Origin of the sequence: Bradyrhizobium arachidis, assembly GCF_024758505.1 — a bacterium.
Classification (GTDB): Bacteria; Pseudomonadota; Alphaproteobacteria; order Rhizobiales; family Xanthobacteraceae; genus Bradyrhizobium; species Bradyrhizobium manausense_C.
The window spans coordinates 5,405,741-5,429,809 of record NZ_CP077970.1; the positions used below are offsets into that span (position 1 = coordinate 5,405,741).

Genomic DNA, 24,069 nt, shown 5'->3' on the forward strand with positions numbered 1-24,069 from the left:
GTCTTCCGAAAAGATCATGCTTAAACAGTTAGACTGTCAGCACATGTACCAGACAGGGGGGCTTTTTGCCCCAATGTTCGTTGATGACCGCGCGCACCGCCCGCCGCACTGATTCCGCGAGCGCATCGGCGTCGCGGCGCCGCGCCCGCGGCAGGCCCTCGATCGTCGAAACCACGGCGTCGAACACGAGGTCGTCAAAGGTCTCGCCGCCCCTATTCTTCTCGGGGATTCCGACGAGATCAATCTCGGGATCGTCAGCAAGCTCGCCCTGCTCGGTCATGGCGATGGCCACGAAGGCGCAGCCGGAGAACGCCATGCGCCGCCGCTCGACCACCGCGCGCGACTTGGAATCCTCCAAAATCGTGCCGTCCTTGTAGAGCCGGCCCGAGGGCACCGCGCCGACGATGCCGGGATCGCCGGGGCCGAGCTTGACCAGGTCACCGTTGCGGCAGACCAGCACTTTTGGCACGCCCGCCGCGCGCGCGAGCTTGGCATGCTCGTGCAGGTGCAGCGGCTCGCCATGGACGGGGATGAGGAGCTGCGGCTTGGTCCAGGCGATCAGGTCGCGCAGCTCGTCGCGGCGGGGATGGCCGGAGACGTGGACGAGATGGGTGCGATCGGTGATGACCTCGACGCCCTGCGACACCAGGCCGTTGATGATTGCGCCGACCGCCTTCTCGTTGCCGGGGATGGTACGCGAGGAGAAGATGACACTGTCACCCTTGTTCAGGGTGACCTCGGGATGGTCGTCATTGGCGATGCGCGCCAGCGCCGCGCGCGGCTCGCCCTGGCTGCCGGTGCACAGCGCCAGCACCTTCTCCTGGGGGATATGGCCGTAGAATTCGGGGCTGCGGAAATTCTGCACGCCGTCGAGATAGCCGGTCTCGCGCGCCACCTGCACCACCCGGTCCATGGCGCGACCGACCACGACGACCTCGCGGTCCGCCGCCTTGGCCGCATCGGCGACCGCCTTGATGCGGGCGACGTTGGAGGCAAAAGTCGTGACCGCGACGCGGCCCCTGGCCTCTTTGACGAGCTCAATGATGGTCTTGGCGACCTCGGCTTCCGAGGGCGAGCGGCCCTCGCGCACGGCGTTGGTCGAATCGCCGATCAGGGCGAGCAGCCCCTCCTCGCCCAACTCGCGCAGCCGTCGCTCGTCCGTCGGCTGGCCGATGATCGGGGTCGGGTCGATCTTCCAGTCGCCGGTGTGCAGCACCGTGCCGACTTCGGTATGGATCGCCAGCGCATGCGACTCCGGAATGGAGTGCGCGACCGGGATGAACTCGACATTGAACGGGCCAACGTCGACGCGGCCGCCGGACGGAATCACCGTCACCGGAATGTTGGGCGCGTTACGCTCGGCCGCGCATTTGGCCTCGAACAGCGCCGCGCTGAATTTCGTCGCGTAGATCGGGCATTTCAGTTTTGGCCAGAGATCGATGATAGCGCCGAAATGATCCTCATGGGCATGCGTCAGCACGAGGCCCATGAGGTTTTTGCGTTCCTTCTCCAGGAAGCTGATGTCGGGCATGATCAGGTCGATGCCCGGCAGGTGTTCCTCGTCGCCGAAGGAAACGCCGAGATCGATCGCGAGCCAGGCCCGCTGGTGGCGGTTGCCGAGGCCGTAGATCGACAGGTTCATGCCGATCTCGCCGACGCCGCCAAGCGGCGCAAAGACCAGCTCGTCGGGCCTCGCCATCACGTCGCTCCCACCGATGCCGCCGCACCAAAGAACACTTCGCCCGCGGCCACGGGCACACGCCGGCCATCCGCGGTGCGGACAATCAGGCAGCCGCTGTCGTCGATCGTGTCAAAAACGCCTTCAACGGTCGCGTTGCCCGTGTTGATCGCCACCTTCTCGCCGAGCCCGGCCGCGCGTTCCAGCCAGAGGCGCCGGATCTCGGCAAAACCGCGACCATTGTCCCAGATGCCGCGGAACTCCACCCATGCATCGGACAGTGCGACGAAAAGCTCCTCTGCGCTGACCTGGACCCCGAGTTCTGCCAGCGACACGGCGGGTGTCGGCAAGCCCTCGGGCGCAGCGACAACGTTGGTGCCGATGCCGACCACGACGGCAAGGCGCTCGCCGACCGGCTCGGCTTCGAGGCCGATCCCGACGAGCTTTTTGCCTCCGGCCAACACGTCGTTCGGCCACTTCAGCGCGTATGTCGGACGCCCGGGACCAAGGCGCAGCGCCGCCTCGATACTGACCTGATCGAGCGCCGTCGCCTCGGCCAGCCCCGCGGCAAAGCCGATCGTCGCGGCAACAGCCGGGGCGACGTCCAGGACCTCCAAAATGGTGGCGGCGAGATTGCCGCGCGGCGCGATCCAGGCGCGCTGGCGGCGGCCGCGACCGGCGGTCTGTTGCGTGGTCACGAACCAGATCGGGCCCCGCTCACCGGCGCGGGCGCGCTCCAGCGCCTCCGCATTGGTCGAGCCGATCTGGTCAAAGGCTGCGAGCCGGTAGCCCGCCTGGAGAGCCCGATGACCGAGCGCGAAACTCATCCCTAGAACAGCGACTTGGCCGCCGCGCTCGCCATGCTCACGAGCGGCGCCGGATAGACGAAGAACAGGATGTTGAAGAGGCCGGCGACCGCGAGCACGGTGCGCAGCTCGATCCTGACAGGATCCAGCTTGGTCAGCGGCTCGTCGAAGTACATCGTCTTGACGATGGTGAGATAGTAGTAGGCGCCCACCACGCTGGTCAGCACGCCGATGACGGACAGCGTGAACAGGTTAGCCTTGATCGCGGCGACGAAGACGTACCATTTGGCGAAGAAGCCGGCGAGCGGCGGGACGCCCGCGAGCGAGAACAGCAGCATCGCGAAGAAAAAGGCGAGCAACGGGTTGGTGCGCGAGAGACCGGCGAAATCGCTAATGTTCTCGACGTTCTTGCCGTCGCGTTTCATGGCGAGGATGATGGCGAAGGAGCCGAGCGTCATCGCGACATAGATCGCGATATAGACCAGCACGCCCTGCGCGCCCTCTGGCGTACCGGCGGCAAGGCCGACCAGCGCAAAGCCCATATGGCCGATCGAGGAATAGGCCATCAGGCGCTTGATGTTGGTCTGCCCGATCGCCGCAAAGGAACCCAGTGCCATCGATGCGATCGCCACGAAGACGATGATCTGCTGCCACTGGCCGAGGATGCCCGGGAACGCGGTCAGCGCCACACGGGTGAAGACCGCGAGCGCCGCGACCTTGGGCGCGGAGGCAAAGAACGCGGTCACCGGCGTCGGCGCGCCTTCATAGACGTCCGGCGTCCACATGTGGAACGGCACGGCAGACACCTTGAAGCAGAGGCCGGCGAGCAGGAAGACCAGGCCGAACACCAGGCCGACATTCGCATGGGTCGCAGCCGCGGCAATGCCGGCAAAGTTGACCGTACCGGTGAAGCCGTAGACCAACGAGGCGCCGTAGAGCAGCATGCCCGACGACAGCGCACCCAGCACGAAGTACTTGAGGCCCGCTTCGGTCGACTTGGCATTGTCCCGGTTGGAGGACGCCACGACGTAGAGCGCCAGCGACATCAGCTCGAGGCCGAGATAGAGCGAGATCAAATCGCCGGCCGAGATCAGCACCATCATGCCGAGCGTCGAAAGCAGGACCAGGATCGCATATTCAAAGATGCGACGGGACGGATCGGACAGAAACTCCGCCGACAGGATCAGCGTCGCAGCCGAGCCGATCAACGCAAGTACCTTCAGGAAGCGCGCAAAGTCGTCGACGATGAAGCTGCCGCCGAAGGTCACGAGCTTGCCGGCCGGCAAGGTCAGCACCAGCACGCCGGTCAGGACCAGGAGCAGCACCGCGAGCGTGGTGACCGCCTTGGTCGTCCCCTGCCCGCGATAGGCACCCAGCATCAGCAGCGCCATGCTGCCGATTGCCAGCACGAGCTCGGGCAGCACCGGCCCCAGTTGATATCCTGCAGTCTCAAAGCTCATGGCGATATCCTCACCCTGCCGCTGTCATTGCAGCAGTGCGGCGGCCTTAACGGCCGTCACCGCGGTGTTGTAATTGTTGACGAGTTGCTGGACCGAGGCTGCCGACATGTCGAGCACCGGCTTCGGATAGACGCCGAACAGGATGGTCAGCGCGATCAGCGGGAACAGGGTCAGGCACTCCCGGAAGGTGAGGTCCTTGATGGTCGCCAGCGACGGCTTGACCAGCGCTCCGAAAACGACCTTGCGGTAGAGCCAGAGCGCGTAGCCGGCCGACAGGATCACGCCGAAGGTCGCGGCGAACGCGGTCGGGATCGAGACCTTGAAGGTGCCGAGCAGCGTCATGAACTCGCCGACGAAGCCACTGGTGCCGGGCAGACCGACATTGGCCATGGTGAACACCATGAACGTCAGCGCGTACAGCGGCATCCGGTTCACGAGGCCGCCATAGGCTGCGATCTCGCGGGTATGCATGCGGTCGTAGACGATGCCGACGCAGAGGAACAGCGCGCCGGAGACGATGCCGTGCGAGATCATCTGGAACACGCCGCCGGCCACGCCCTGCATGGTGCCGGCGAAAATGCCCATGGTGACGAAGCCCATATGCGCGACGGAGGAGTACGCGATCAGCTTCTTCATGTCCTCCTGCATCAAGGCCACCAGCGAGGTGTAGATGATGGCGATGGCCGAGAGCGTGAAGATCAGCGGCGCGAAGTCATGCGAGGCCAGCGGGAACATCGGCAGCGAGAACCGCAGGAAGCCGTAACCGCCCATCTTCAGCAGGATCGCGGCCAGGATGACCGAGCCCGCCGTCGGCGCCTCGACGTGCGCATCGGGCAGCCAGGTGTGCACCGGCCACATCGGCATCTTCACCGCGAACGAGGCGAAGAAGGCCAGCCACGCCCAGGTCTGCAACGACCGCGGCACGGCGGTGTGCATCAGGGTCGGGATGTCGGTGGTGCCGCCGTTCCAGTACAGCGCCATGATGGCGAGCAGCATCAAGACCGAACCGAGCAGCGTGTAGAGGAAGAACTTGAACGATGCATAGACCCGGCGCGGACCGCCCCAGACGCCGATGATCAGGAACATCGGGATCAGGCCGCCTTCGAAGAACAGGTAGAACAGCACGAGGTCGAGCGCCGAGAAGGTGCCTACCATCAGCGTTTCCAGGATCAGGAACGCCATCATGTATTCGCGGACGCGGGTCGTGACCGACTTCCAGCTCGCGATGATGCAGAACGGCATCAAGGCGGTGGTCAGGATCACGAACGGCAGCGAAATGCCGTCCACGCCCATGTGATAGGTGATGCCGGAGGCGAGCCAGTTCGTCTTCTCGACGAACTGGAAGTCGGCAACCGTCGGATCGAAGCGCCAGACCAGCAGCAGCGACACCGCGAAGGTGATCAGCGTGGTCCAGAGCGCGATCCAGCGCGAATTGGCCTTGGCTGCCTCATCGTCGCCGCGGCTGACATAGACGATCAGCGCGCCGACCAGCGGCAGGAAGGTGGTGACGGAAAGGATGGGCCAGGTTGTCATTTACTGGCCTCCAAAGCCGAACATGAACCATGTGATCAGGCCGGCGACGCCGATCAGCATGGCGAATGCGTAGTGATAGAGATAGCCGGTCTGGATCTTCACGACGTTGCGGGTGACGTCCAGGACACGCGCCGAGACGCCGTCCGGGCCAAAACCGTCGATGATGAAGCCGTCGCCCTTCTTCCAGAGCTGATAGCCGATCCACTTCGCCGGGCGGACGAAGATGACGTCGTAGAGCTCGTCGAAGTACCACTTGTTGAGCAGGAAGTTGTACAGCCCCGGCTGGGTCGTCGCGAGTTCGACCGGCAGATAGGGCCGGCGGATGTAGAACAGGTACGAGATCAGGAAGCCCACCACCATCATCACCGTCGGCAGCAAGGCGATGGTCTCGGGGATGTGGTGCATCTCCTCGATGATGTGCGGGTTCATCTTCACGGATTCGCGGAAGAACTCCTCGATGCCGTGACCGGCGAACAATTCCTTGAACGGGAAGCCCGCGACGATGGAGCCGACCGCCAGCACGCCGATCGGGATCAGCATCCAGATCGGGGCCTCATGCGCCGCCTCGTAATGATGCTCGTCATGCGGTTCGCCGTGGAACGTCTTGAAGATCAGGCGCCAGGAATAGAACGAGGTCAGGCAGGCCGCGATCACGGTCATCAGGAAGCCGTAGAACGCGAACGGATTGTGCGAGGCGTAGGCGGACTCGATGATCGCGTCCTTGGAGAAGTAGCCGGCCGTCAGCGGGAAGCCGGTGAGCGCCAGCGTGCCGACCACCATCACGGCATAGGTGTAGGGGATTTTCTTCCAGAGCCCGCCCATGTTGCGGATGTCCTGCTCGTGGTGCATCGCGTAGATCACCGAGCCTGAGCCTAGGAACAGCAGCGCCTTGAAGAAGGCGTGCGTGAACAAATGGAACATGCCGACCGAATAGGCCCCTGCCCCCATCGCCACGAACATGTAGCCGAGCTGCGAACAGGTCGAGTAAGCGACGATGCGCTTGATGTCGTTCTGGACGAGGCCGACTGTCGCCGCGAAGAACGCGGTGGTCGCACCGAAGAACATCACGACAGCCTGCGCGTTCGGCGCGAGTTCGAACAGAGGCGACAGGCGCGCCACCATGAACACGCCTGCGGTGACCATGGTCGCGGCGTGGATCAGCGCCGAGACCGGGGTCGGGCCTTCCATGGCGTCCGGCAACCAGGTGTGCAGCAGGAACTGCGCCGACTTGCCCATCGCGCCCATGAACAGGAGCACGCAGGTCAGCGTCAGCGCATCCGCCTGCCAGCCGAGGAAGTTGATGGTCTTGCCGGTCAGGCCGGGGGCGGCGTGGAAGATGGTCTCGAAATCGGTCGAGCCAACCAGCATGAAGATCGCGAAGATGCCGAGCGCGAAACCGAAATCGCCGACGCGGTTGACGATGAAGGCCTTGATCGCCGCCGCATTCGCCGACGGCTTGTGGTACCAGAAGCCGATCAGCAGATAGCTTGCGAGACCGACGCCTTCCCAGCCGAAGAAGAGCTGCACCAAATTGTCGGCAGTCACCAGCATCAGCATCGCGAAGGTGAACAGGCTGAGATAGCCGAAGAAGCGCGGCCGATACGGATCCTCATCCATATAGCCGATGGAATAGAGGTGCACGAGCGAGGACACGGTCGTGACCACGACCAGCATCACCGCCGTCAGCGTATCCACCCGCAGCGCCCAGTAGACCTGGAGGTCGCCGGACACGATCCAGGGCAGCAGCGGAATCCGCGCGTCGTGATGCATGAAGCCGACATCGACCAGCGTGAACCAGGACAGCGCCGCCGACACGAACAGCAGCGCCGTCGTGATCAGCTCGGCCGCGCGCGATCCCGCCGCCGGCGGCTCGGAGACGTGGTGGTCGTCGTGGCCGTGATCATCATGCGCGTGGTCATCGTGGGCCGCCGCGTGACCATGGGCATCGCCATGCCCGTGATCATGATGCTCGACGGTGTCGCCGCTGGGGTTGCGGGCATGCGCGCCGAACAGCGCGATCAGGCCGGCCAGAATGGCGCCCAGCAGCGGCAGAAAAACGATTGCCTGAACCATGACTGAGCTCAGCCCTTCATCAGATTGACGTCCTCAACCGCGATCGAGCCGCGGTTGCGGAAATAGACCACCAGGATGGCAAGACCGATCGCGGCTTCGGCGGCTGCGACGGTAAGCACCAGCAGCGCAAAAACCTGGCCGACGATGTCGCCGAGGAAGGTCGAGAACGCCACCAGGTTGATGTTGACCGAGAGCAGGATCAGCTCGATCGACATCAGGATGACGATGATGTTCTTGCGGTTGAGGAAGATACCGAGGATCCCGAGCGTGAACAGGATCGCGCCGACCGCCAGATAGTGTCCAAGCCCGATCGTCATTTCACCCACTCCGCCGCGTCCGCATCCGAGAGCCCCTGCCCCGTCGCCACCTTGCGCAGCGCCATCGCCATCTCAGGCGTGCGCGCGTTCTGCACGTTGATGTCCTGCCGCTTGACGTTCGCCTTGTGCCGTAGCGTCAGCACGATGGCACCGATCATGGCGACGAGGAGCACCATGCCGGCAAGCTGGAAGTAATGGATGTACTTCGTATAGAGCACCAGGCCGAGCGCCTCGGTATTGGAGACGTTGGTCGGGATCGCCGCCGTGATCGTCTTGGCGACGCCGGGGTTGATCACCCAGAAGCCGACGGTGAGCAGCAGCTCGAACAGGAAGATGCCGCCGATCACCAGACCAACCGGCAGATATTCGATGAAGCCCTCGCGCAGCTCCTCGAAGTCGACGTCGAGCATCATGATGACGAACAGGAACAGCACCGCGACCGCGCCGACATAGACGACGATCAGGATCATCGCCAAAAATTCGGCGCCGAGCAGCACGAACAGGCCCGAGGCGTTGACGAAGGCCAGGATCAGATACAGCACGGAGTGCACGGGATTGCGCGAGACAATCACCATCACCGCCGAGGCGACGCAGACGCCGGCGAACAGATAGAAGAACAGCGCGGGAAGGATCATGCCCTCACCTCACCGGTACGGCGCGTCGAGCTCGATCGCCTTGGCGATCTCGCGTTCCCAGCGGTCGCCATTGGCGAGCAGCTTGGCCTTGTCATAGTAGAGCTCCTCGCGGGTCTCGGCCGCAAATTCGAAGTTCGGGCCCTCGACGATGGCGTCGACCGGGCAAGCCTCCTGGCAGAGGCCGCAATAGATGCACTTCACCATGTCGATGTCGTAGCGCACGGTGCGGCGGGTGCCGTCGTTGCGGCGCGGACCGGCCTCGATGGTGATGGCCTGCGCGGGGCACACGGCTTCGCACAGCTTGCAGGCGATGCAGCGCTCTTCGCCGTTCGGATAGCGGCGCAGCGCATGCTCGCCGCGGAAGCGTGGCGAGATCGGACCCTTCTCGAAGGGATAGTTGAGCGTCGGCTTCGGCTGGAAGAAGTAGCGCATGGCGAGGAAGAACGCCGATACGAATTCCGACAGCAGCAGCGAGCGCGCGGTGGCGTTGATGTTGATACCCATGGCGAGCCTCACTTCGGCGCGATGCCGGCGAAATGCAGCACGCCGGCCACCACGATCACCATTGCCAGCGAGATCGGCAGGAACACTTTCCAGCCGAGCCGCATCAGTTGATCGTAGCGGTAGCGCGGCACGATCGCCTTTGCCATCGCAAACAGGAAGAACATGAAGAACAGCTTGAGCGAGAACCAGATTATGCCTGGAACCCAGGTGAAGGGCGGCAGGTTCACCGGCGGCAGCCAGCCCCCTAAGAACAGGATCGTCGCCATCGCGCACATCGTGCAGATCGCGACATATTCGCCGAGCATGAACAGCAGGTACGGCGTCGAGCCGTATTCGACCATGAAGCCGGCGACGAGCTCGGATTCGGCCTCGACGAGGTCGAAGGGCGGACGGTTGGTTTCCGCCAGCGCCGAGACGTAGAACACGACGAACATCGGGAACAGCGGCCAGACGTACCAGTTCAGGATGGTGAGCTGCGGCAGGCCGATCAGGCTGGCAAGGCCCCGCGCGTTCTGCGCTTCGACCACGGCCGACAGGTTCAGAGTGCCGGCGCAGAGCAGCACCGTGATGATGACGAAGCCGATCGAGACTTCGTAGGACACCATCTGCGCGGCGGAGCGCAGCGCGGCCAGGAACGGGTATTTCGAGTTCGACGACCAGCCGGCCATGATGATGCCGTAGATCGACAGCGACGAGATCGCGAAGATGTAGAGGATGCCGACATTGATGTCGGAGATCACCCAGCCGAGATTGGTCGGGATCACGGCCCAGGCCGCGAGCGCCAGCACGCACGAGACCAGCGGCGCCAGCAGGAACACGCCCTTGTTGGCGCCGGACGGAATGATCGGCTCCTTCAGCACGAACTTGAGGAGGTCGGCGAAGGACTGGAACAGGCCCCAAGGACCGACGACGTTCGGACCGCGCCGGATCTGCACCGCGGCCCAGATTTTGCGGTCGGCCAGCAGGATGTAGGCGATCGCGACCAGGAGCACGACGAGCAGCAAGACGCTCTCGGCGACCATGATGATCAGCGGCCAGAGGAAACCGGTCCAGAATGCGCTTTGGAAGAATTCCATCAGATCACGCTCACTCCGCTGCCGTCAGCATCTGCCCGGAGGCAAGCCGCGAACATTCCGCCATTACGGCGGATGCACGCGCGATTGGGTTGGTCAGGTAAAAGTCCTCGATCAGCGACTTGAACGGCGCCTTTTCCGGCGTGCCGCCCTTGCCTGCGAGTGCCTTGACCTGGTCGGCAGAGCCAGCCGCGATCTGATCGAGGCGGATCAGGTGCGGCACCGCCTTGAAGACCGCCTGGCGCAGCGCGGCCAGCGAGTCGTAGGGCAGCTTCTTGCCCAGCGCTTCCGACAGCGCGCGGATGATCGCCCAGTCCTCGCGGGCTTCGCCCGGCGGGAACGCCGCGCGCCCCGTCATCTGCACCCTGCCCTCGGTATTCACGTAGATCGCCGACTTCTCGGTGTAGGCGGCTGCCGGCAGGATGACGTCGGCGCGATGCGCGCCGCGGTCGCCATGGGTGCCGATATAGACCACGAAGGTGCCGTCCGGCGCCTTGATCTCGTCAGCACCGAGCAGGAACAGCAGGTCGAGGGTCCCGAACGTCGTCATCTGCGCCGCATTCAGCCCGCCGCTTCCCGCGGCAAAGCCGATATCGAGCGCGCCGACGCGCGAGGCCGTGTCCTGGAGCACGCCAAAACCGTTCCAGCCGTCCTTCACCGCGCCCACATCGAGCGCCAGCTTGGCGGCGGCAGCCAGAATGGCCGCACCGTCATGGCGCGAAGTCGCGCCCGCGCCGACCAGCACGATCGGGTGCTTGGCGTTCTTCAACACGTCCATGAAGGAGTGCTTGCCGGCCGCGAGCTCGGCGAGCGTCTCGGTGCCTGCGCCGATATGATCGAAATCATAGGTCAGATCGGCCTTGGCGCCGATCACGCCGACCTTGAAGCCGCCCGCACGCCAGCGCTTGCGGATGCGCGCGTTGAACACGGCGGCTTCCTTGCGCGGATTGGCGCCGATGATCAGCAATGCATCGGCCTGCTCGAGGCCGACGATGGTCGGGTTGAAGATGTAGGAGGCGCGCCCGAGTTTTGCATCGAAGGCGTCGCCGCCCTGCACGGCCATATTGGTCGAGCCGTACTTCGCCAGCAGATCCCTCAGCGCGAACATCTCTTCGACGCCGGCGAGGTCGCCGGCAATGGCGCCGATCCGCTTGCCGTCGGAACGGCCTGCCTTCGCGGCAATCGCGGCAAAAGCCTCAGACCAGGACGCCGGACGCAGCTTGCCGGCTTCCCGGATATAGGGCCGGTCGAGCCGCTGGGTGCGCAGGCCGTCGACGACGTGGCGGGTTTTGTCCGAGATCCACTCCTCGTTCACGGCCTCGTTGATGCGCGGCAGGATGCGCATCACCTCGCGGCCGCGGGTGTCGACGCGGATCGCCGAGCCGAGACCGTCCATGACGTCGATCGACTGGGTCTTGCCGAGTTCCCAGGGACGCGCGGCAAAGGCATAAGGTTTCGAGGTCAGCGCGCCGACCGGGCAGATGTCGACGAGGTTGCCCTGCAATTCCGACGTCAGTGCGTGCTGGAGATAGGTCGTGATCTCCATGTCCTCGCCGCGGCCGGTCGCGCCCATCTCCGGAGCGCCGGCGACTTCCGCCGAGAAGCGGACGCAGCGCGTGCACTGGATGCAGCGGTTCATCGAGGTCTTGACCAGCGCGCCGAGATACTTGTCCTCGACAGCGCGCTTGTTCTCGGCGAAGCGGCTGGTGTCGACACCGTAGCCCATCGCCTGGTCCTGGAGGTCGCACTCGCCGCCCTGGTCGCAGATCGGGCAGTCCAGCGGATGGTTGATGAGCAAAAACTCCATCACGCCTTCGCGCGCCTTCTTCACCATTGGCGAACGCGTGGAAATTTCCGGCGGCTCGCCCTTGGGACCCGGACGGCAGTCGCGCACGCCCCAGGCGCAGCTTGCGACCGGCTTCGGGCCGCCCTTCACCTCGACCAGGCACATCCGGCAATTGCCGGCGATCGACAGCCGCTCGTGGTAGCAGAAGCGCGGAATCTCGGCGCCGGCGGCTTCGCACGCCTGCAACAGCGTGTACTCCGGCGGGACGTCGATCTCTTTGCCGTCGATGATCAGCTTCGTCATTATCCCTACTCCGCCGCCACCATGTGAGCGGGATCGAGCACCCCGGCGTCATCGATGTCGGCCTTGCGCGAATACTGGTCGATGCGCGCTTCGATCTCGTGACGGAAATGCGCGATCAGGCCCTGGATCGGCCATGCGGCCGCGTCGCCCAGCGCGCAGATGGTGTGGCCCTCGACCTGCTTGGTCACTTCGAGCAGCATGTCGATCTCGCGCTTGTGGGCGCGACCTTCGGCCATGCGGGTCAGCACGCGCCACATCCAGCCCGTGCCCTCACGGCACGGCGTGCACTGGCCGCAGCTCTCGTGCTTGTAGAAGTACGATATGCGGGCGATGGCACGGATCAGGTCGGTCGACTTGTCCATCACGATCACGGCCGCGGTGCCGAGGCCCGAGCGCAGCTTGCTCAAGCTGTCGAAATCCATCGGCGTGTCGATGATCTGCTCGGCCGGCACCATGCGCACCGACGAGCCGCCGGGGATCACGGCCTTGAGATTATCCCAGCCGCCGCGGACGCCGCCGCAATGCTTGTCGATCAGCTCACGGAACGGAATGCCCATGGCCTCTTCGACGTTGCAGGGCCGCTCGACATGACCGGAGATGCAGAACAGCTTTGTGCCGACATTGTTGGGACGACCGATGCCGGCGAACCACGCCGCGCCGCGCCGCAAGATGTCTGGTGCAACCGCGATCGACTCGACGTTGTTGACGGTGGTCGGGCAGCCGAACAGGCCGACGTTGGCCGGGAACGGCGGCTTCAGCCGCGGCTGGCCCTTCTTGCCCTCGAGACTTTCGAGCAGCGCTGTCTCTTCGCCGCAGATATAGGCGCCGGCGCCGTGCGCGACGTAGATGTCGAACGGCCAGCCGGTGACGTTGTCCTTGCCGACCAGCTTGGCCTCATAGGCCTGGTCGATCGCGGCTTGCAGCCGCTCGCGCTCGCGGATGAACTCGCCACGGACATAGATGTAGCAGGCATGCGCGTTCATCGCGAAGCTTGCGATCAGGCAGCCCTCGACCAGGAGATGCGGATCGTGCCGCATGATCTCGCGGTCCTTGCAGGTGCCGGGTTCGGACTCGTCGGCGTTGACGACGAGATAGCTCGGCCGGCCGTCGGTCGACTCCTTCGGCATGAACGACCATTTCAGGCCGGTTGGGAAGCCCGCACCGCCGCGGCCGCGCAGGCCGGAGGCCTTCATCTCGTTGATGATCCAGTCGCGGCCCTTGTCGATGATGGCCTTGGTGCCATCCCAGGCGCCGCGGCGCCGCGCGCCCTCGAGGCCCCAATCATGGAGGCCGTAGAGGTTCTTGAAGATGCGGTCCTTGTCCTCGAGCATTTCAGTGCTTTCCGATCAACGATTGGCTTGCATGTAGGCAAGCCCGGCGGCGCAGCCGGCGAAGGTCAGCGCCCAGAGCAGACTGGATTCCAGCGACGCACTCAGCGTGTAGCGCTGGAGCAGGAAAATGAACGCGGCGGCCACCACGGCATGCGTGGCGATCAAGCCCCATTTCTTCATGGTGCCGCTCCCCTCCAACCCGTTTGCTGGCGCGTGAAGACCACGCATCAGGTGGTCTCCTTGAGCGTGGTTGGTCCGGTGATGGGCGCCGAGAACTGGCGGCCATTCTGCGGACCGGGCTTTGGCGGACTGCCCGAGGCAAAGCCGTCGAGCAACTTGCCAAAACTTTCCTTGGTCAGGTCCTCATAGGTGTCCTTGCCGATCAGCACCATCGGCGCATTCACGCAGGCGCCGAGGCACTCCACCTCTTCCCAACTGAAATTGCCGTCCTTGGAGAGCTGGAAGGGCTCGTGACTGATGCGGTGCTCGCAGACGTGGATCAGTTCCTCAGCACCCCGCAGCCGGCATGGCGTGGTGCCGCAGACCTGGACGTGGGCCTTCTTGCCGACGGGGGCGAGCTGGAACATCGTGTAGAAGGTCGCGACTTCGAGCACGCGGATATAGGGCATGTCGAGCATGTCGGCGATCACGCGGATCGCGGCTTCCGAGACCCAGCCCTCATTCTGCTCCTGCGCGCGCCACAGGATCGCGATCACGGCGGAGGCCTGACGGCCCGCCGGATATTTGGCGATCTGCTGTTTTGCGAAGGCGAGATTCTCCTCCGTGAACGCAAAGCTCGCGGGCTGGACTTCCTTCGGTGCTAATCGGCGGACGGACATCTCTTCGTTCTCTCACTGCATGCGGCGCGCGGTTTTCGCATTCAGGGCATCGATCCTGCTCTGCCAGAATGCGCTCGCGGTGCCGAAAACGTTGTAGCCGACGTGGGTGGAGACCTTGATACGATCGAGGATCGACAGTTCGGTCACCGTCTCCAGGCGATTGCTGCGCGGATCGTAGACGATCAGCTTCAGCGGGGTTTGTTCGAGGATGTAGCGCGACACCGCATGCGTACGGTCGCTGCCGTGCTCCTCGCACATGATGACGCTGTCGCCTTCGAGCAGCCGCTTGCCGCCCTTGATGGCCTCGATCTCGACGCCTTCGACGTCGAGCTTGATCAGATACTTGCCGCCAGCCTCAACCTTGCCGTCGTCGATGAGGTTGTCGAGCGCGATGACCGGCACCTCTTCGCCGCCGGCGGACGGATCGCCCGCGATGCTGAAGGCCTCGTGCTTGGTGCCCGACAGCCGCGCGGAGCCGCGCGAAGCGCCGATCGCGCATTTCATGCTCTCGAAGCGATTGCCGTTGATCCTGGCGTTGTTCGCAAGCTTCGGATAATTCTGTCCCGACGGCTCGATCGCGATCGCCCTGTGCGCGCCAAAGGGCTTGCTGGAAACCAGCACCGACCAGTAGCCGTAATTGGCGCCGCAATCGATCAGCGTGTAGTCGACGTCGGCGGAGTCAGCGAACAGCAGCTCCAGCTCGTCTTCGTAATTGTAGGAGCGGTTGAGCAGCTTGCTCCAGTAGCCGTCGCCATAAGGAAATTCGAACACGGCGTCGGGATTGAGCTTGATCGCGATGTTGCGGTCGGGAAGTGTTCTCCGCAACAGGTTCGCGCAGGCGATATAGCCCATGTGCGAGAAGTGCGACGAGATCTTCGACCCCGTCACCAGCGCCAAGGCAGCCGTCCGCTCCCACAGGTTGGCTCCTTCGAGAGCCCCCGAGGCACGGTCAAACTGGATCGGCGCCTGGGCCATCACCGATCGACCTCTCCGAACACGATGTCGAGCGAGCCGAGGATCGCCGAGACGTCGGCGAGCAGATGGCCTTTGCAGATGTGGTCCATCGCCTGGAGATGGGCAAAGCCCGGCGCGCGGATCTTGCACTTGTAGGGTTTGTTGGTGCCGTCAGAGACCAGATAGACGCCGAACTCGCCCTTGGGCGCCTCGACCGCGGCGTAGACCTCGCCGGCCGGCACGTGAACGCCCTCGGTGTAGAGCTTGAAGTGGTGGATGAGCGCTTCCATCGAACGCTTCATCTCGCCGCGGCGCGGCGGCGCAACCTTGTTGTCAGCGACGACGACGGGCCCCTGCCCGTCGGCCGCGTTCAGCTTCTGGATGCACTGCTTCATGATGCGCACGGACTGGCGCATCTCTTCCATGCGGATCAGGTAGCGGTCGTAGCAGTCGCCGTTCTTGCCGATCGGAATGTCGAACTCCATCTCGGCGTAGCATTCATAGGGCTGCGACTTGCGCAGGTCCCACGCCGCGCCCGAGCCGCGCACCATCACGCCGGAGAAACCCCACTCCCAGGCTTCCTTCAGCGGCACCACGCCGATATCGACGTTGCGCTGCTTGAAGATGCGATTGGCGGTGAGCAGACGGTCTAGATCGTCGACCACTTTCAGGAACGGATCGCACCAGGCCTCGATGTCGTCGACGAGCTTTTGCGGCAGGTCCTGGTGCACACCGCCGACGCGGAAGAAGGCTGCGTGCATGCGGCTGCCCGAGGCACGCTCGTAGAACACCATCAGCTTTTCGCGCTCTTCAAAGCCCCACAGCGGCGGGGTCAGCGCGCCGACGTCCATCGCCTGCGTCGTGACGTTGAGAAGGTGCGAGAGAATACGCCCGATCTCGCAATAGAGCACGCGGATCAACTGCCCGCGGCGCGGCACTTCGATGCCGAGCAGCTTTTCTGCCGCGAGGCAAAAGGCGTGCTCCTGGTTCATCGGCGCGACATAGTCGAGCCGGTCGAAATAAGGAATCGCCTGGAGGTAGGTCTTCTGCTCGATCAGTTTTTCGGTGCCGCGGTGAAGCAAGCCGATATGGGGGTCGACACGCGCAACGACCTCACCGTCCAGTTCCAGCACAAGGCGCAGCACGCCGTGCGCCGCAGGATGCTGCGGGCCGAAGTTGATGGTGAAATTTCGGAGGTTTTCGGGTTGCTCGTTCATGATCAGACCTTCGGCCCCGCCTTCTCATCGCCGGGCAGCGGATAGTCCGCCCCTTCCCACGGCGAGAGGAAATCGAACTTGCGGAATTCCTGGTTGAGCCTGACAGGCTCGTACACCACCCGCTTCTCCTGGTCGTCGTAGCGCACCTCGACGAAACCCGTGGTCGGAAAGTCCTTGCGCAGCGGGTGCCCCTCGAAACCGTAGTCGGTGAGGATGCGGCGCATGTCGGGATGGCCGACGAAGATCACGCCATAGAGATCGTAGGTCTCGCGCTCGAACCAGTCGGCGCCTGGGAACATTTCGATCAGCGACGGCACCTGCGTGGTCTCGTCGGCCTGCGCCTTGAGGCGGATCCTCGTGTTCAGGGTCGGCGACATCAGGTGGTAGACGATGTCGAAGCGCTTCTCGCGCGACGGGTAGTCCACCGCGGTCACGTCGGTGAAGTTGATGAAACGGCAATTCGGATCGTCGCGCAGGTATTTTACCACCTCGACGACCTTGCCGACCTCAATGTCGACCGTGAGCTGGTTGAAGGCCACGGTATGACCGGTTGCCGCGCCCGGAAGCGCGCTCACGATCGTCTGCCCCAAGGCGTCGAGCTTGCCGTCGTCCATGACGTAAAACCTTAGCGTTCGATGGTGCCGGTGCGCCGGATCTTCTTCTGCAGCAGCAGCACGCCGTAGAGCAGCGCTTCCGCCGTGGGCGGGCAGCCCGGCACGTAGATGTCGATCGGCACGATGCGGTCGCAGCCGCGCACGACCGAGTAGGAATAGTGATAGTAGCCGCCGCCATTGGCGCAGGAACCCATCGAGATGACGTAGCGCGGCTCGGGCATCTGGTCGTAGACCTTGCGCAAGGCCGGGGCCATCTTGTTGGTCAGGGTGCCCGCGACGATCATCACGTCGGACTGGCGCGGCGAGGCGCGCGGGGCGAAGCCGAAGCGCTCGACGTCGTAGCGCGGCATCGAGACCTGCATCATCTCGACCGCGCAGCAGGCGAGACCGAAGGTCATCCACATCAGCGAGCCGGTGCGCGCCCAGGTGATGAGGTCGTCGGCCGCGGCGACGAAGAAGCCCTTGTCGGAGAGCTCGTGATTGACCTCGAGAAAGAACGGGTCATTGGCGCCGACCGGTTTGCCGGTCGCGGGGTCGAGAATGCCCTTCGGGGCCGGCGTCACCAGCGGACCCGCGGACTGCGTAGCAGGGTTCAATCCCATTCGAGCGCGCCTTTCTTCCATTCATAGGCAAACCCCACCGTCAGCACGGCGAGGAACACCACCATGGACCAGAAGCCGGTCGCACCGAGCTTGCCGAACGCCACCGCCCAGGGGAACAGGAACGCCACCTCGAGGTCGAAGATGATGAAGAGGATGGCGACCAGGTAGAAGCGGACGTCGAACTTCATCCGGGCGTCGTCGAAGGCGTTGAAACCGCATTCATACGCCGACAGTTTTTCCGGGTCCGGCTGCTGGAACGCCACGATGAACGGGGCAATCAGCAGCACCAGGCCGATCAGGCCGGCTACCCCTATAAAGACGACAAGTGGAAGATAGTTCTCAAGAATGCCGCTCATTGGCGAGCCCTTTTTCCCGCAGCCCCGGAAGAGGCCACGGATTCGTCCGATTTGGAATTATTCTGAGCCTTAGCGCAGTGCACCAAGGGGCGCAAGACACGCTGCTTTTAGGCCCTTTGCCGCCCCCAGAACAGTGAAAACCCGGACACGAAACCGGGAATCGTCCCGCCGCTGGTATGGAGCAGATCAGCTACCCCAGCAAGGTGAGCGCGTTCGGCCGCCGGGCCGCCATGTCGCAATTCCGAGCCGGTGTGGCGACTTATCCACTATGGGGCGCACGCCCCGCTTACCGGCGCTTTTCCAGCCGGCGGCCCAACCACACCCAGGTGACGACCGCAACGGGTGCCCCCACGGTGACCCAGGCAATATATTTGCCGAAGTTGCCCCAGATCAGCGCGATCAGCAGGCCGGCCGTCGTCAGCACACCAAGCACGATGGGAGCGCCGAAGACACGGAGCCACGGGCGCGAACGGTCGAGCGAGCCGTGCATCACGGCGTGACCACGGAACGTGCGCCATGCGGGACCGGCGGCGCGCGTTTGCGGCGCCGCGCAACCCAGAGATAGAGCCCACTGCCGATCACAATCATGGTCAGCACGTCGAGCGCCGCCCAGATGATCTTGAGGGGCATGCCGCCATAGTCGCCGAAATGCAGCGGCTGCGAGATCAGCAGCGCCTGGAGGTAGACCGGCAAGGCGCGGCTGTCGGCGACCTCCCCCGTTTCACCGTCCAGCAGGACCGGCTTCAACAGCCGCGCCGTCAGCGGCGTGTCGCCGCGCATGAAGACCCCAAAATGATGGGACGACGCGAAGGGCGTTCCCGGGAAGGCAATGAAAGCGATGTCCATGCCGGGCGCGGCCTCCTTCGCACGGCCGACGACGACGTCGAGGGAAGCAAGGCGTGTCGGCGGCAGCTTGCCGGCAAAGGGCGCGACCATGGCGGCGAGCTCGTTCGCCTTCCACTGGTTGAGCATCAGCTCGGCCCAGGTGTTGACGACTCCGGTCAACCCGACCACCAGCGCCCAGGCGATCGTCACCACGCCGATCAGATTATGCCAATCGAGCCAGCCCACGCGTCGCGAGGCGCGGTCGCGGATGGTGGCAAAGCGCAGGCGACGCGTGAACGGCCAGTACAGCACCACTCCCGAGACGATGGCGACCGCAAACAACAGTCCCATGCCGCCGAGAAACAGCTTGCCGGGCTGTCCCGCGAACATGTCCACATGCAGCTTCAGCACGATCAGCATGGGTCCGACACCGACCGGCCCCAGCATTTTGGCTGTGACGGCATCGAAGGCCCGCACCGTCGCCTTGTCGGGCTCGCCGTTCGGCGCGCTGTTGGTGTAGGCGAAGACGACGCCCGGCTCGTCCCTGTCCCAGCCGATATATTGCAGCACACGGCCGGGATCGGCCGCGAGCGCTGATACGGCGATCCGCTGCGTCGCCGCCTTCTCGCCCGAATGCACCTCGGGCTGGGGCGCATAGCCCAACAGCTCGTCGATCTCGTGATGGAAGATCAACGGCAGCCCGGTCAGGCAAAGCAGAAACAGGAACAGGGTCGAGATCAGGCTGGTCCAGGTGTGGACCGCGGACCAGATCCGGACGGTGCGCGCCTTCACGAGATCATCCCCTCGCCTCCCGTCACCACTTGTAGGACACGCTCGCGGTGACCCGCCGGCGGTCGCCGTAGAAGCAGGCCGTGACGCCGGCGCAGCTCGCGACATAGGTCTTGTCGGTCACGTTGATCACGTTCAACGCGGTGCGCCAGTTCTGCCACTCATAGTGCAGCGCTAGGTCGCCGAGCACGACCGTGGGGACCTCGAGCGTGTTGGCCGCGTCGGCCCATGAGGAGCCGACATAGCGCACGCCGCCGCCGACGCCGAAGCCCGTCAATGGCCCCTGCTTGAAGGTGTAGTCCGCCCAGCCGGACACCAGCATCTGCGGGGTATTGGTCGGCGTCTTGCCGACAAGGGTTGGATCGAGATCCCTGCTCGTGAAGAGATGATAGCTGGTGAATGCGCCGATCAGCTTCAGCTCGGACGTGACATTGGCCACTGCTTCGATCTCGATGCCCCGCGAAGTGACCTCGCCGGTCTGGTTCTGCAGCAGGAAGTTGTTCGGATCGGTCGTCAGCGCGTTCTGACGCTTCAGATTGAACGCGGCGACTGTGAAGTATCCGTCGAACCCGCGCGGCTGGACCTTCAGGCCGACTTCGACCTGCTTGCCCGTTTCCGGCAGCAACAACTGGTTCGCCGCATTCAGACCGATGACGGGATTGTAGCTCGTCGCATACGAAACGTAGGGAGCCAGACCATTGTCGAAATTGTAGATCAGGCCGGCGCGTCCGCTGAACTGACTGTCGTCGCGCTGGGCGAGCAAGGCGCCGGTCGCACGATTGTCCTGGCTCGTCGAAACCCAGTCATTGCGGCCGCTAAGCACCAGCGTGAAGTTGCCGAGCTTCATCTGGTCCTGGAGATAGGCGCCGGCCTGCTTCTGCGTGATGACGAAGTTGCGGAATGGTGCGCTCGTAAACGGAATGTCGCCGATGCCGTAGACGGGATTGAAGATGTTGAGCGAGGGGACCGTTCCGAACTGGAAGTTCTGGTAGTCGTCGATCTGGTAGCCCCTTAAGTCGACGCCAAACAGCGTCGTGTGCTTCACGGGACCGGTGTCGAAGCGATACTCCAGCTGATTGTCAAGGTTGGCCTGATTGGCAGTGTCCTTCGCATACCAATTGTAGCGCGCGACGTCGCCCGTAGCGATGTTGGAGTAGCCGTTGGCGACGTAACCGCGATAGGTCACATCGACATGGGCAAACCGTGCGTTCTGGCGGAACGTGACGCTGTCAGTGAGGTTGCGCTCGAACTGATAGCCGATCATCTCCTGCTCGCGCGTGAATTTGTCGGAGCTGGGATCGCCCAAGAATCTGTTCGTCGGGATGCGGCCGAATGGTGCATTCGTCACCGTGCCGACATAGGGCAGGAAATTGATGCCGCGCGTGTCGGTCCGCGAGGCCGACGCCAGCACGGTGAAGGTCGTGTCGGCATCCGGCCTCCAGGTCACCGACGGGGCAATGAAGTAGTTGTTGTCCGGCGTGAATTCGACCTGGGTGCCACCGTTCTGTACCTGGCCGACGACGCGGTAGAACAGCTTGCCGTCGCCGTTTTGCGTCAGAACCGGACCGCCGAAATCGAAACCGACATAGGCGTTGCCGAAATTATTCACGCCGGCCTCGAGATAGCGGATCGGTTCGGTCGGCGGCATCTTGCTGATGACGTCGACGATGCCGCTGGGGCTCGAACCGCCATACAGCACCGCAGACGGTCCGCGCAGGATCTCGACACGCTCCATATTGAAGGGCGGCAGCTTCCAGCTCGCATAGGACGTGTAGAACAACTGCATGCCATCGAGGAACAGGCCGACGTCATCCGACTTGAAGCCGCGGATCAGCCACCAGTCGTTGCGGGTGTCAGCACCAAAGGTTCCGGCGCGGACACCGGCCGAGTAGCGCAGAACCTCATCGAGCTTGCCTGGCTTCTGGTCGCGGATCTGCTCGGCGCCGACCACGGAAACCGATTGCGGCGTCTGCATGATCGGCGTGTTGGTCTTGGTGCCCGACGAGCTGCGCGTTGCGACGTAACCCTGGATCGGACCGCGCGGCGTCTCGACGAATCGCACCTCGCGCGGCGGCTGCGGCTTCCGCCCGCTCGTCGTGAGGACCGGTCGCGCCACGCGACGCGGCGCGGTGCTCGCCGCCGGACGCCGCGACTCAGGCGGCGCCACCGACACCGGCGGCAAATTCTGCGCGCCACCTTGTGACGACGACTGAGCGAAAGAGACCTGCGGCAAAAATGCCAAAGCGGATGCGGTTGCCATCGCGGCCCACCGCAGCATTCCCAGAGAGTTCAACGCGCCACCCAACCTGCATGTGTGTTACGTCATGCCGTCAGTCCCGTGACGACATGCGTTTGCAGCGACGCTTATGCGAGTGGGCGCACGTAGCCTAATAGAAGGCCTCTTAGAAGAACTCTTAGAGAGTCTCCAAGAATGATTCAAAACAGACTGAGGATCAGCCGAGCTCTCGTTCGCTATCGAGCATGTCGGCGGCCGTCGCAGTGAGACGATCGATCTGCACGAGCAACGCGTCGAGTTCCTCTCTGCTCAGTTGCTGCAGCAGTCGCCGGTTCCGTTCCTGCGCGCCGGCAACGATCGCATCGTGTGCGGCGAGCCCCGCCTTGGTCAGCGAGATCAGCACCTCGCGATTGTCATTGGGATTGGCCGCCTTGGCGATCAGCTTGCGCGACACGAGTTCCGCGAGCGCGCGGCTAATCAGGCCCTTGTCCTGGCCGACCGCCTCGGCGAGTCGCGCCACGCTCATCGGCGGCCGGCGGCCGAGCGAAGCCACGAGACCGAACTCGACCGAAGACAATCCAGTCAGCCGCTTGTAGCGCAGCATCGCGCCGCGCTTGAGCAGGTTCGCCAGCACCATGAGCCGCGACGACAGCATCACGGTGATCGGCGCCGGCTCGTCGTTCTCATCAGCCGCGGGCAGCGCCCGCCTCGCCTTGCTCGGTTTCTGGCTCATGTTCCGATTCATGGGTCACCTCTGCCAAGAAAGCTGCGGCCTGCCAAGCCCGCCAAGTCATGTGCGGTGCAGCACTTCCAAACGCTTCTAAGAGGCCCTCGCAAAATCGTTGACATTGTCATCGATCTACCGTTGACTTGATCAACGGTCGAATAACGACCCTGTGAACCAAAGTCATCGCGGGAGGACCAGGAATGACCATCACCCAGCGTGATCGCGATCTCGGCACGGCCTATGCGATGAAGCCCGCTTCCACGCGTACCGAACTGACGTCAGTTGCGCGCGGTACGCCCATGGGCGAGCTCTTGCGTCGCTACTGGCATCCGGTCGGTCTGATCGGCGACGCCACGGACACGCCGAAGAAAGTCCGCGCGCTAGGCGAGGACCTGGTCCTGTTCCGCGACAAGCATGGCCGGCCCGGTCTTCTCCACGCCCGCTGCTGTCACCGCGGAACTACGCTCTACTACGGCAAGGTGGAGGACGACGGCATCCGCTGCTGCTATCACGGCTGGAAGTTCGACACGGAAGGCCATTGCCTCGAGCAGCCCTGCGAGCCCGATGGCGGCCAGTTCAAGGACAAGGTGCGCCAGCCCTGGTATCCGGTCGAAGAGCGCTACGGCCTGATCTTCGCCTATATGGGCCCGGCCGAGAAACGCCCGGTCCTGCCCGCATACGAATGCCTGGAAAACATGGACGATGGCGAAATCGTCGAGGCCGACGATTCCTCGATCGGCGGAGGCGGTCCGGCCATCATCCCCTGCAACTGGCTGCAGCATTTCGAGAACGTGGTCGATCCCTTCCACGTGCCGGTGCTTCATGGCTCGTTCAGCGGTCCGCAATTCACCAACATGATGGCCTCGATTCCCGAGGTGAAGTTCGAGAAATCGCCGCGCGGCATCCTCGTGCGCTCGGTGCGCAAGCAGGATGACGGCAAGGTGTTCTATCGCGTGAGCGAGGCCGCCCTCCCCACGCTGCGCGTCGTGCCCAACCCGCGCGTGGCGCAATTTGCCCGTGTCGAGTCGATCGGCTGGACGCTGCCGATCGACGACACCTCGTTCCGCATCTATGTCGCCGGCCGCGTCAAGAACGCCGGCGACATCAGCCGCATGCGCTCGAAGTTCAACGGCAAATTCTGGTGGGACATGAGCGAGGAAGAGCACCAGAAATTCCCCGGCGATTATGAGGCCCAGGTCGGCCAGGGCCCCGTGACTGTTCACTCCGAGGAGCACTTTGGCCAGAGCGACCGCGGCATCCTGATGATGCGGCGCATGCTGGGCGAGCAGTTGGAGGCGCTCGGTGCAGGCAAGGATCCGATCGGCGTCTCCTTCGATCCGAACGCACCGCCGGTAGAATTTGAAGCGGGGAATTACATCCGCGAAGCCTGAACGACCAAAACCATAAAATA

Annotated in this window: 23 protein-coding genes; 1 reads left to right on the top strand and 22 read right to left on the bottom strand. The window is 63.9% G+C overall.

Features of this window, described 5'->3' with window-relative positions; all coding sequences use genetic code 11:
• Window positions 1-28: 28 nt before the first annotated feature.
• The 22 genes from KUF59_RS25035 to KUF59_RS25140 form a co-directional block, all read right to left on the bottom strand.
• Window positions 29-1,699, bottom strand: coding sequence for a ribonuclease J (locus tag KUF59_RS25035; protein ID WP_212460848.1), 1,671 nt, complete (start codon window positions 1,697-1,699; stop codon window positions 29-31).
• Window positions 1,699-2,505 (bottom strand): biotin--[acetyl-CoA-carboxylase] ligase, encoded by an 807-nt coding sequence (locus tag KUF59_RS25040; RefSeq protein ID WP_212460849.1) that lies wholly within the window; start codon window positions 2,503-2,505, stop codon window positions 1,699-1,701. Before KUF59_RS25040 ends, KUF59_RS25035 begins: the two co-directional genes overlap by 1 nt.
• A gap of 2 nt (window positions 2,506-2,507) precedes the next feature.
• Window positions 2,508-3,944, bottom strand: a complete 1,437-nt coding sequence (gene nuoN / locus KUF59_RS25045) for an NADH-quinone oxidoreductase subunit NuoN (protein ID WP_212460850.1) — start codon at window positions 3,942-3,944, stop codon at window positions 2,508-2,510.
• Between the two features lie 24 nt (window positions 3,945-3,968).
• Window positions 3,969-5,477 (bottom strand): NADH-quinone oxidoreductase subunit M, encoded by a 1,509-nt coding sequence (locus KUF59_RS25050; protein WP_212460851.1) that lies wholly within the window; start codon window positions 5,475-5,477, stop codon window positions 3,969-3,971.
• Window positions 5,478-7,550, bottom strand: coding sequence for an NADH-quinone oxidoreductase subunit L (nuoL, locus tag KUF59_RS25055; protein ID WP_212460852.1), 2,073 nt, complete (start codon window positions 7,548-7,550; stop codon window positions 5,478-5,480).
• An 8-nt stretch (window positions 7,551-7,558) separates the two neighbouring features.
• Entirely contained in the window at window positions 7,559-7,867 is a 309-nt protein-coding gene (gene nuoK, locus KUF59_RS25060) for an NADH-quinone oxidoreductase subunit NuoK (protein WP_008547737.1), read from the bottom strand.
• Window positions 7,864-8,502, bottom strand: coding sequence for an NADH-quinone oxidoreductase subunit J (locus KUF59_RS25065; RefSeq protein ID WP_212460853.1), 639 nt, complete (start codon window positions 8,500-8,502; stop codon window positions 7,864-7,866). The genes nuoK and KUF59_RS25065 overlap by 4 nt, the downstream gene beginning before the upstream one ends.
• Before the next feature lie 9 nt (window positions 8,503-8,511).
• A complete protein-coding gene (gene nuoI / locus KUF59_RS25070; RefSeq protein ID WP_212403843.1) occupies window positions 8,512-9,000 on the bottom strand; it encodes an NADH-quinone oxidoreductase subunit NuoI in 489 nt (162 codons plus the stop codon).
• 14 nt (window positions 9,001-9,014) lie between these two features.
• Window positions 9,015-10,082 (bottom strand): NADH-quinone oxidoreductase subunit NuoH, encoded by a 1,068-nt coding sequence (gene nuoH, locus KUF59_RS25075; protein ID WP_212460854.1) that lies wholly within the window; start codon window positions 10,080-10,082, stop codon window positions 9,015-9,017.
• Window positions 10,083-10,092: 10 nt separating this feature from the next.
• Window positions 10,093-12,168 (bottom strand): NADH-quinone oxidoreductase subunit NuoG, encoded by a 2,076-nt coding sequence (gene nuoG, locus KUF59_RS25080; protein WP_212460855.1) that lies wholly within the window; start codon window positions 12,166-12,168, stop codon window positions 10,093-10,095.
• A gap of 5 nt (window positions 12,169-12,173) precedes the next feature.
• Entirely contained in the window at window positions 12,174-13,499 is a 1,326-nt protein-coding gene (gene nuoF, locus KUF59_RS25085; protein ID WP_212460856.1) for an NADH-quinone oxidoreductase subunit NuoF, read from the bottom strand.
• Between the two features lie 15 nt (window positions 13,500-13,514).
• Window positions 13,515-13,727, bottom strand: coding sequence for a hypothetical protein (locus tag KUF59_RS25090; RefSeq protein ID WP_212460857.1), 213 nt, complete (start codon window positions 13,725-13,727; stop codon window positions 13,515-13,517).
• Window positions 13,727-14,338, bottom strand: a complete 612-nt coding sequence (gene nuoE / locus KUF59_RS25095) for an NADH-quinone oxidoreductase subunit NuoE (RefSeq protein ID WP_212460858.1) — start codon at window positions 14,336-14,338, stop codon at window positions 13,727-13,729. Before nuoE ends, KUF59_RS25090 begins: the two co-directional genes overlap by 1 nt.
• 12 nt (window positions 14,339-14,350) lie before the next feature.
• The gene (locus KUF59_RS25100; RefSeq protein ID WP_212461018.1) at window positions 14,351-15,313 is read right to left on the bottom strand and encodes an FkbM family methyltransferase; all 963 of its coding nucleotides are present in this window, start codon (window positions 15,311-15,313) and stop codon (window positions 14,351-14,353) included.
• Window positions 15,313-16,509: an NADH-quinone oxidoreductase subunit D gene (locus tag KUF59_RS25105; protein WP_212460859.1), complete on the bottom strand. Its 1,197-nt coding sequence runs from the start codon at window positions 16,507-16,509 to the stop codon at window positions 15,313-15,315. Before KUF59_RS25105 ends, KUF59_RS25100 begins: the two co-directional genes overlap by 1 nt.
• Window positions 16,510-16,511: 2 nt before the next feature.
• Entirely contained in the window at window positions 16,512-17,123 is a 612-nt protein-coding gene (locus tag KUF59_RS25110; protein ID WP_212460860.1) for an NADH-quinone oxidoreductase subunit C, read from the bottom strand.
• 11 nt (window positions 17,124-17,134) lie between these two features.
• Entirely contained in the window at window positions 17,135-17,725 is a 591-nt protein-coding gene (locus tag KUF59_RS25115) for a NuoB/complex I 20 kDa subunit family protein (protein WP_408918032.1), read from the bottom strand.
• Window positions 17,716-18,081, bottom strand: a complete 366-nt coding sequence (locus KUF59_RS25120) for an NADH-quinone oxidoreductase subunit A (protein ID WP_091886001.1) — start codon at window positions 18,079-18,081, stop codon at window positions 17,716-17,718. Before KUF59_RS25120 ends, KUF59_RS25115 begins: the two co-directional genes overlap by 10 nt.
• Before the next feature lie 286 nt (window positions 18,082-18,367).
• Window positions 18,368-18,571 carry a hypothetical protein gene (locus KUF59_RS25125; protein ID WP_212460861.1) on the bottom strand — a complete coding sequence of 68 codons (204 nt, stop codon included), beginning with the start codon at window positions 18,569-18,571 and terminating at the stop codon, window positions 18,368-18,370.
• Window positions 18,571-19,698 carry a PepSY-associated TM helix domain-containing protein gene (locus KUF59_RS25130; protein ID WP_258767213.1) on the bottom strand — a complete coding sequence of 376 codons (1,128 nt, stop codon included), beginning with the start codon at window positions 19,696-19,698 and terminating at the stop codon, window positions 18,571-18,573. The genes KUF59_RS25125 and KUF59_RS25130 overlap by 1 nt, the downstream gene beginning before the upstream one ends.
• A 22-nt stretch (window positions 19,699-19,720) precedes the next feature.
• Window positions 19,721-21,973: a TonB-dependent siderophore receptor gene (locus KUF59_RS25135; protein ID WP_212460863.1), complete on the bottom strand. Its 2,253-nt coding sequence runs from the start codon at window positions 21,971-21,973 to the stop codon at window positions 19,721-19,723.
• Window positions 21,974-22,148: 175 nt separating this feature from the next.
• Window positions 22,149-22,664: a MarR family winged helix-turn-helix transcriptional regulator gene (locus KUF59_RS25140; protein ID WP_212460864.1), complete on the bottom strand. Its 516-nt coding sequence runs from the start codon at window positions 22,662-22,664 to the stop codon at window positions 22,149-22,151.
• Between the two features lie 194 nt (window positions 22,665-22,858).
• Between KUF59_RS25140 and KUF59_RS25145 the strand changes: the two genes are divergently transcribed.
• Window positions 22,859-24,049 (top strand): aromatic ring-hydroxylating dioxygenase subunit alpha, encoded by a 1,191-nt coding sequence (locus KUF59_RS25145; RefSeq protein ID WP_212460865.1) that lies wholly within the window; start codon window positions 22,859-22,861, stop codon window positions 24,047-24,049.
• Window positions 24,050-24,069: the final 20 nt, after the last annotated feature.

Coding starts and splice junctions, on each gene's coding strand:
- KUF59_RS25035 (WP_212460848.1), bottom strand. CDS start 1,699: ATGGCGAGGCCCGACGAGCTGGTCTTTGCGCCGCTTGGCGGCGTCGGC.
- KUF59_RS25040 (WP_212460849.1), bottom strand. CDS start 2,505: ATGAGTTTCGCGCTCGGTCATCGGGCTCTCCAGGCGGGCTACCGGCTC.
- nuoN (WP_212460850.1), bottom strand. CDS start 3,944: ATGAGCTTTGAGACTGCAGGATATCAACTGGGGCCGGTGCTGCCCGAG.
- KUF59_RS25050 (WP_212460851.1), bottom strand. CDS start 5,477: ATGACAACCTGGCCCATCCTTTCCGTCACCACCTTCCTGCCGCTGGTC.
- nuoL (WP_212460852.1), bottom strand. CDS start 7,550: ATGGTTCAGGCAATCGTTTTTCTGCCGCTGCTGGGCGCCATTCTGGCC.
- nuoK (WP_008547737.1), bottom strand. CDS start 7,867: ATGACGATCGGGCTTGGACACTATCTGGCGGTCGGCGCGATCCTGTTC.
- KUF59_RS25065 (WP_212460853.1), bottom strand. CDS start 8,502: ATGATCCTTCCCGCGCTGTTCTTCTATCTGTTCGCCGGCGTCTGCGTC.
- nuoH (WP_212460854.1), bottom strand. CDS start 10,082: ATGGAATTCTTCCAAAGCGCATTCTGGACCGGTTTCCTCTGGCCGCTG.
- nuoG (WP_212460855.1), bottom strand. CDS start 12,168: ATGACGAAGCTGATCATCGACGGCAAAGAGATCGACGTCCCGCCGGAG.
- nuoF (WP_212460856.1), bottom strand. CDS start 13,499: ATGCTCGAGGACAAGGACCGCATCTTCAAGAACCTCTACGGCCTCCAT.
- KUF59_RS25090 (WP_212460857.1), bottom strand. CDS start 13,727: ATGCGTGGTCTTCACGCGCCAGCAAACGGGTTGGAGGGGAGCGGCACC.
- nuoE (WP_212460858.1), bottom strand. CDS start 14,338: ATGTCCGTCCGCCGATTAGCACCGAAGGAAGTCCAGCCCGCGAGCTTT.
- KUF59_RS25100 (WP_212461018.1), bottom strand. CDS start 15,313: ATGGCCCAGGCGCCGATCCAGTTTGACCGTGCCTCGGGGGCTCTCGAA.
- KUF59_RS25105 (WP_212460859.1), bottom strand. CDS start 16,509: ATGAACGAGCAACCCGAAAACCTCCGAAATTTCACCATCAACTTCGGC.
- KUF59_RS25110 (WP_212460860.1), bottom strand. CDS start 17,123: ATGGACGACGGCAAGCTCGACGCCTTGGGGCAGACGATCGTGAGCGCG.
- KUF59_RS25115 (WP_408918032.1), bottom strand. CDS start 17,725: ATGGGATTGAACCCTGCTACGCAGTCCGCGGGTCCGCTGGTGACGCCG.
- KUF59_RS25120 (WP_091886001.1), bottom strand. CDS start 18,081: ATGAGCGGCATTCTTGAGAACTATCTTCCACTTGTCGTCTTTATAGGG.
- KUF59_RS25125 (WP_212460861.1), bottom strand. CDS start 18,571: ATGCACGGCTCGCTCGACCGTTCGCGCCCGTGGCTCCGTGTCTTCGGC.
- KUF59_RS25135 (WP_212460863.1), bottom strand. CDS start 21,973: ATGCTGCGGTGGGCCGCGATGGCAACCGCATCCGCTTTGGCATTTTTG.
- KUF59_RS25140 (WP_212460864.1), bottom strand. CDS start 22,664: ATGAGCCAGAAACCGAGCAAGGCGAGGCGGGCGCTGCCCGCGGCTGAT.
- KUF59_RS25145 (WP_212460865.1), top strand. CDS start 22,859: ATGACCATCACCCAGCGTGATCGCGATCTCGGCACGGCCTATGCGATG.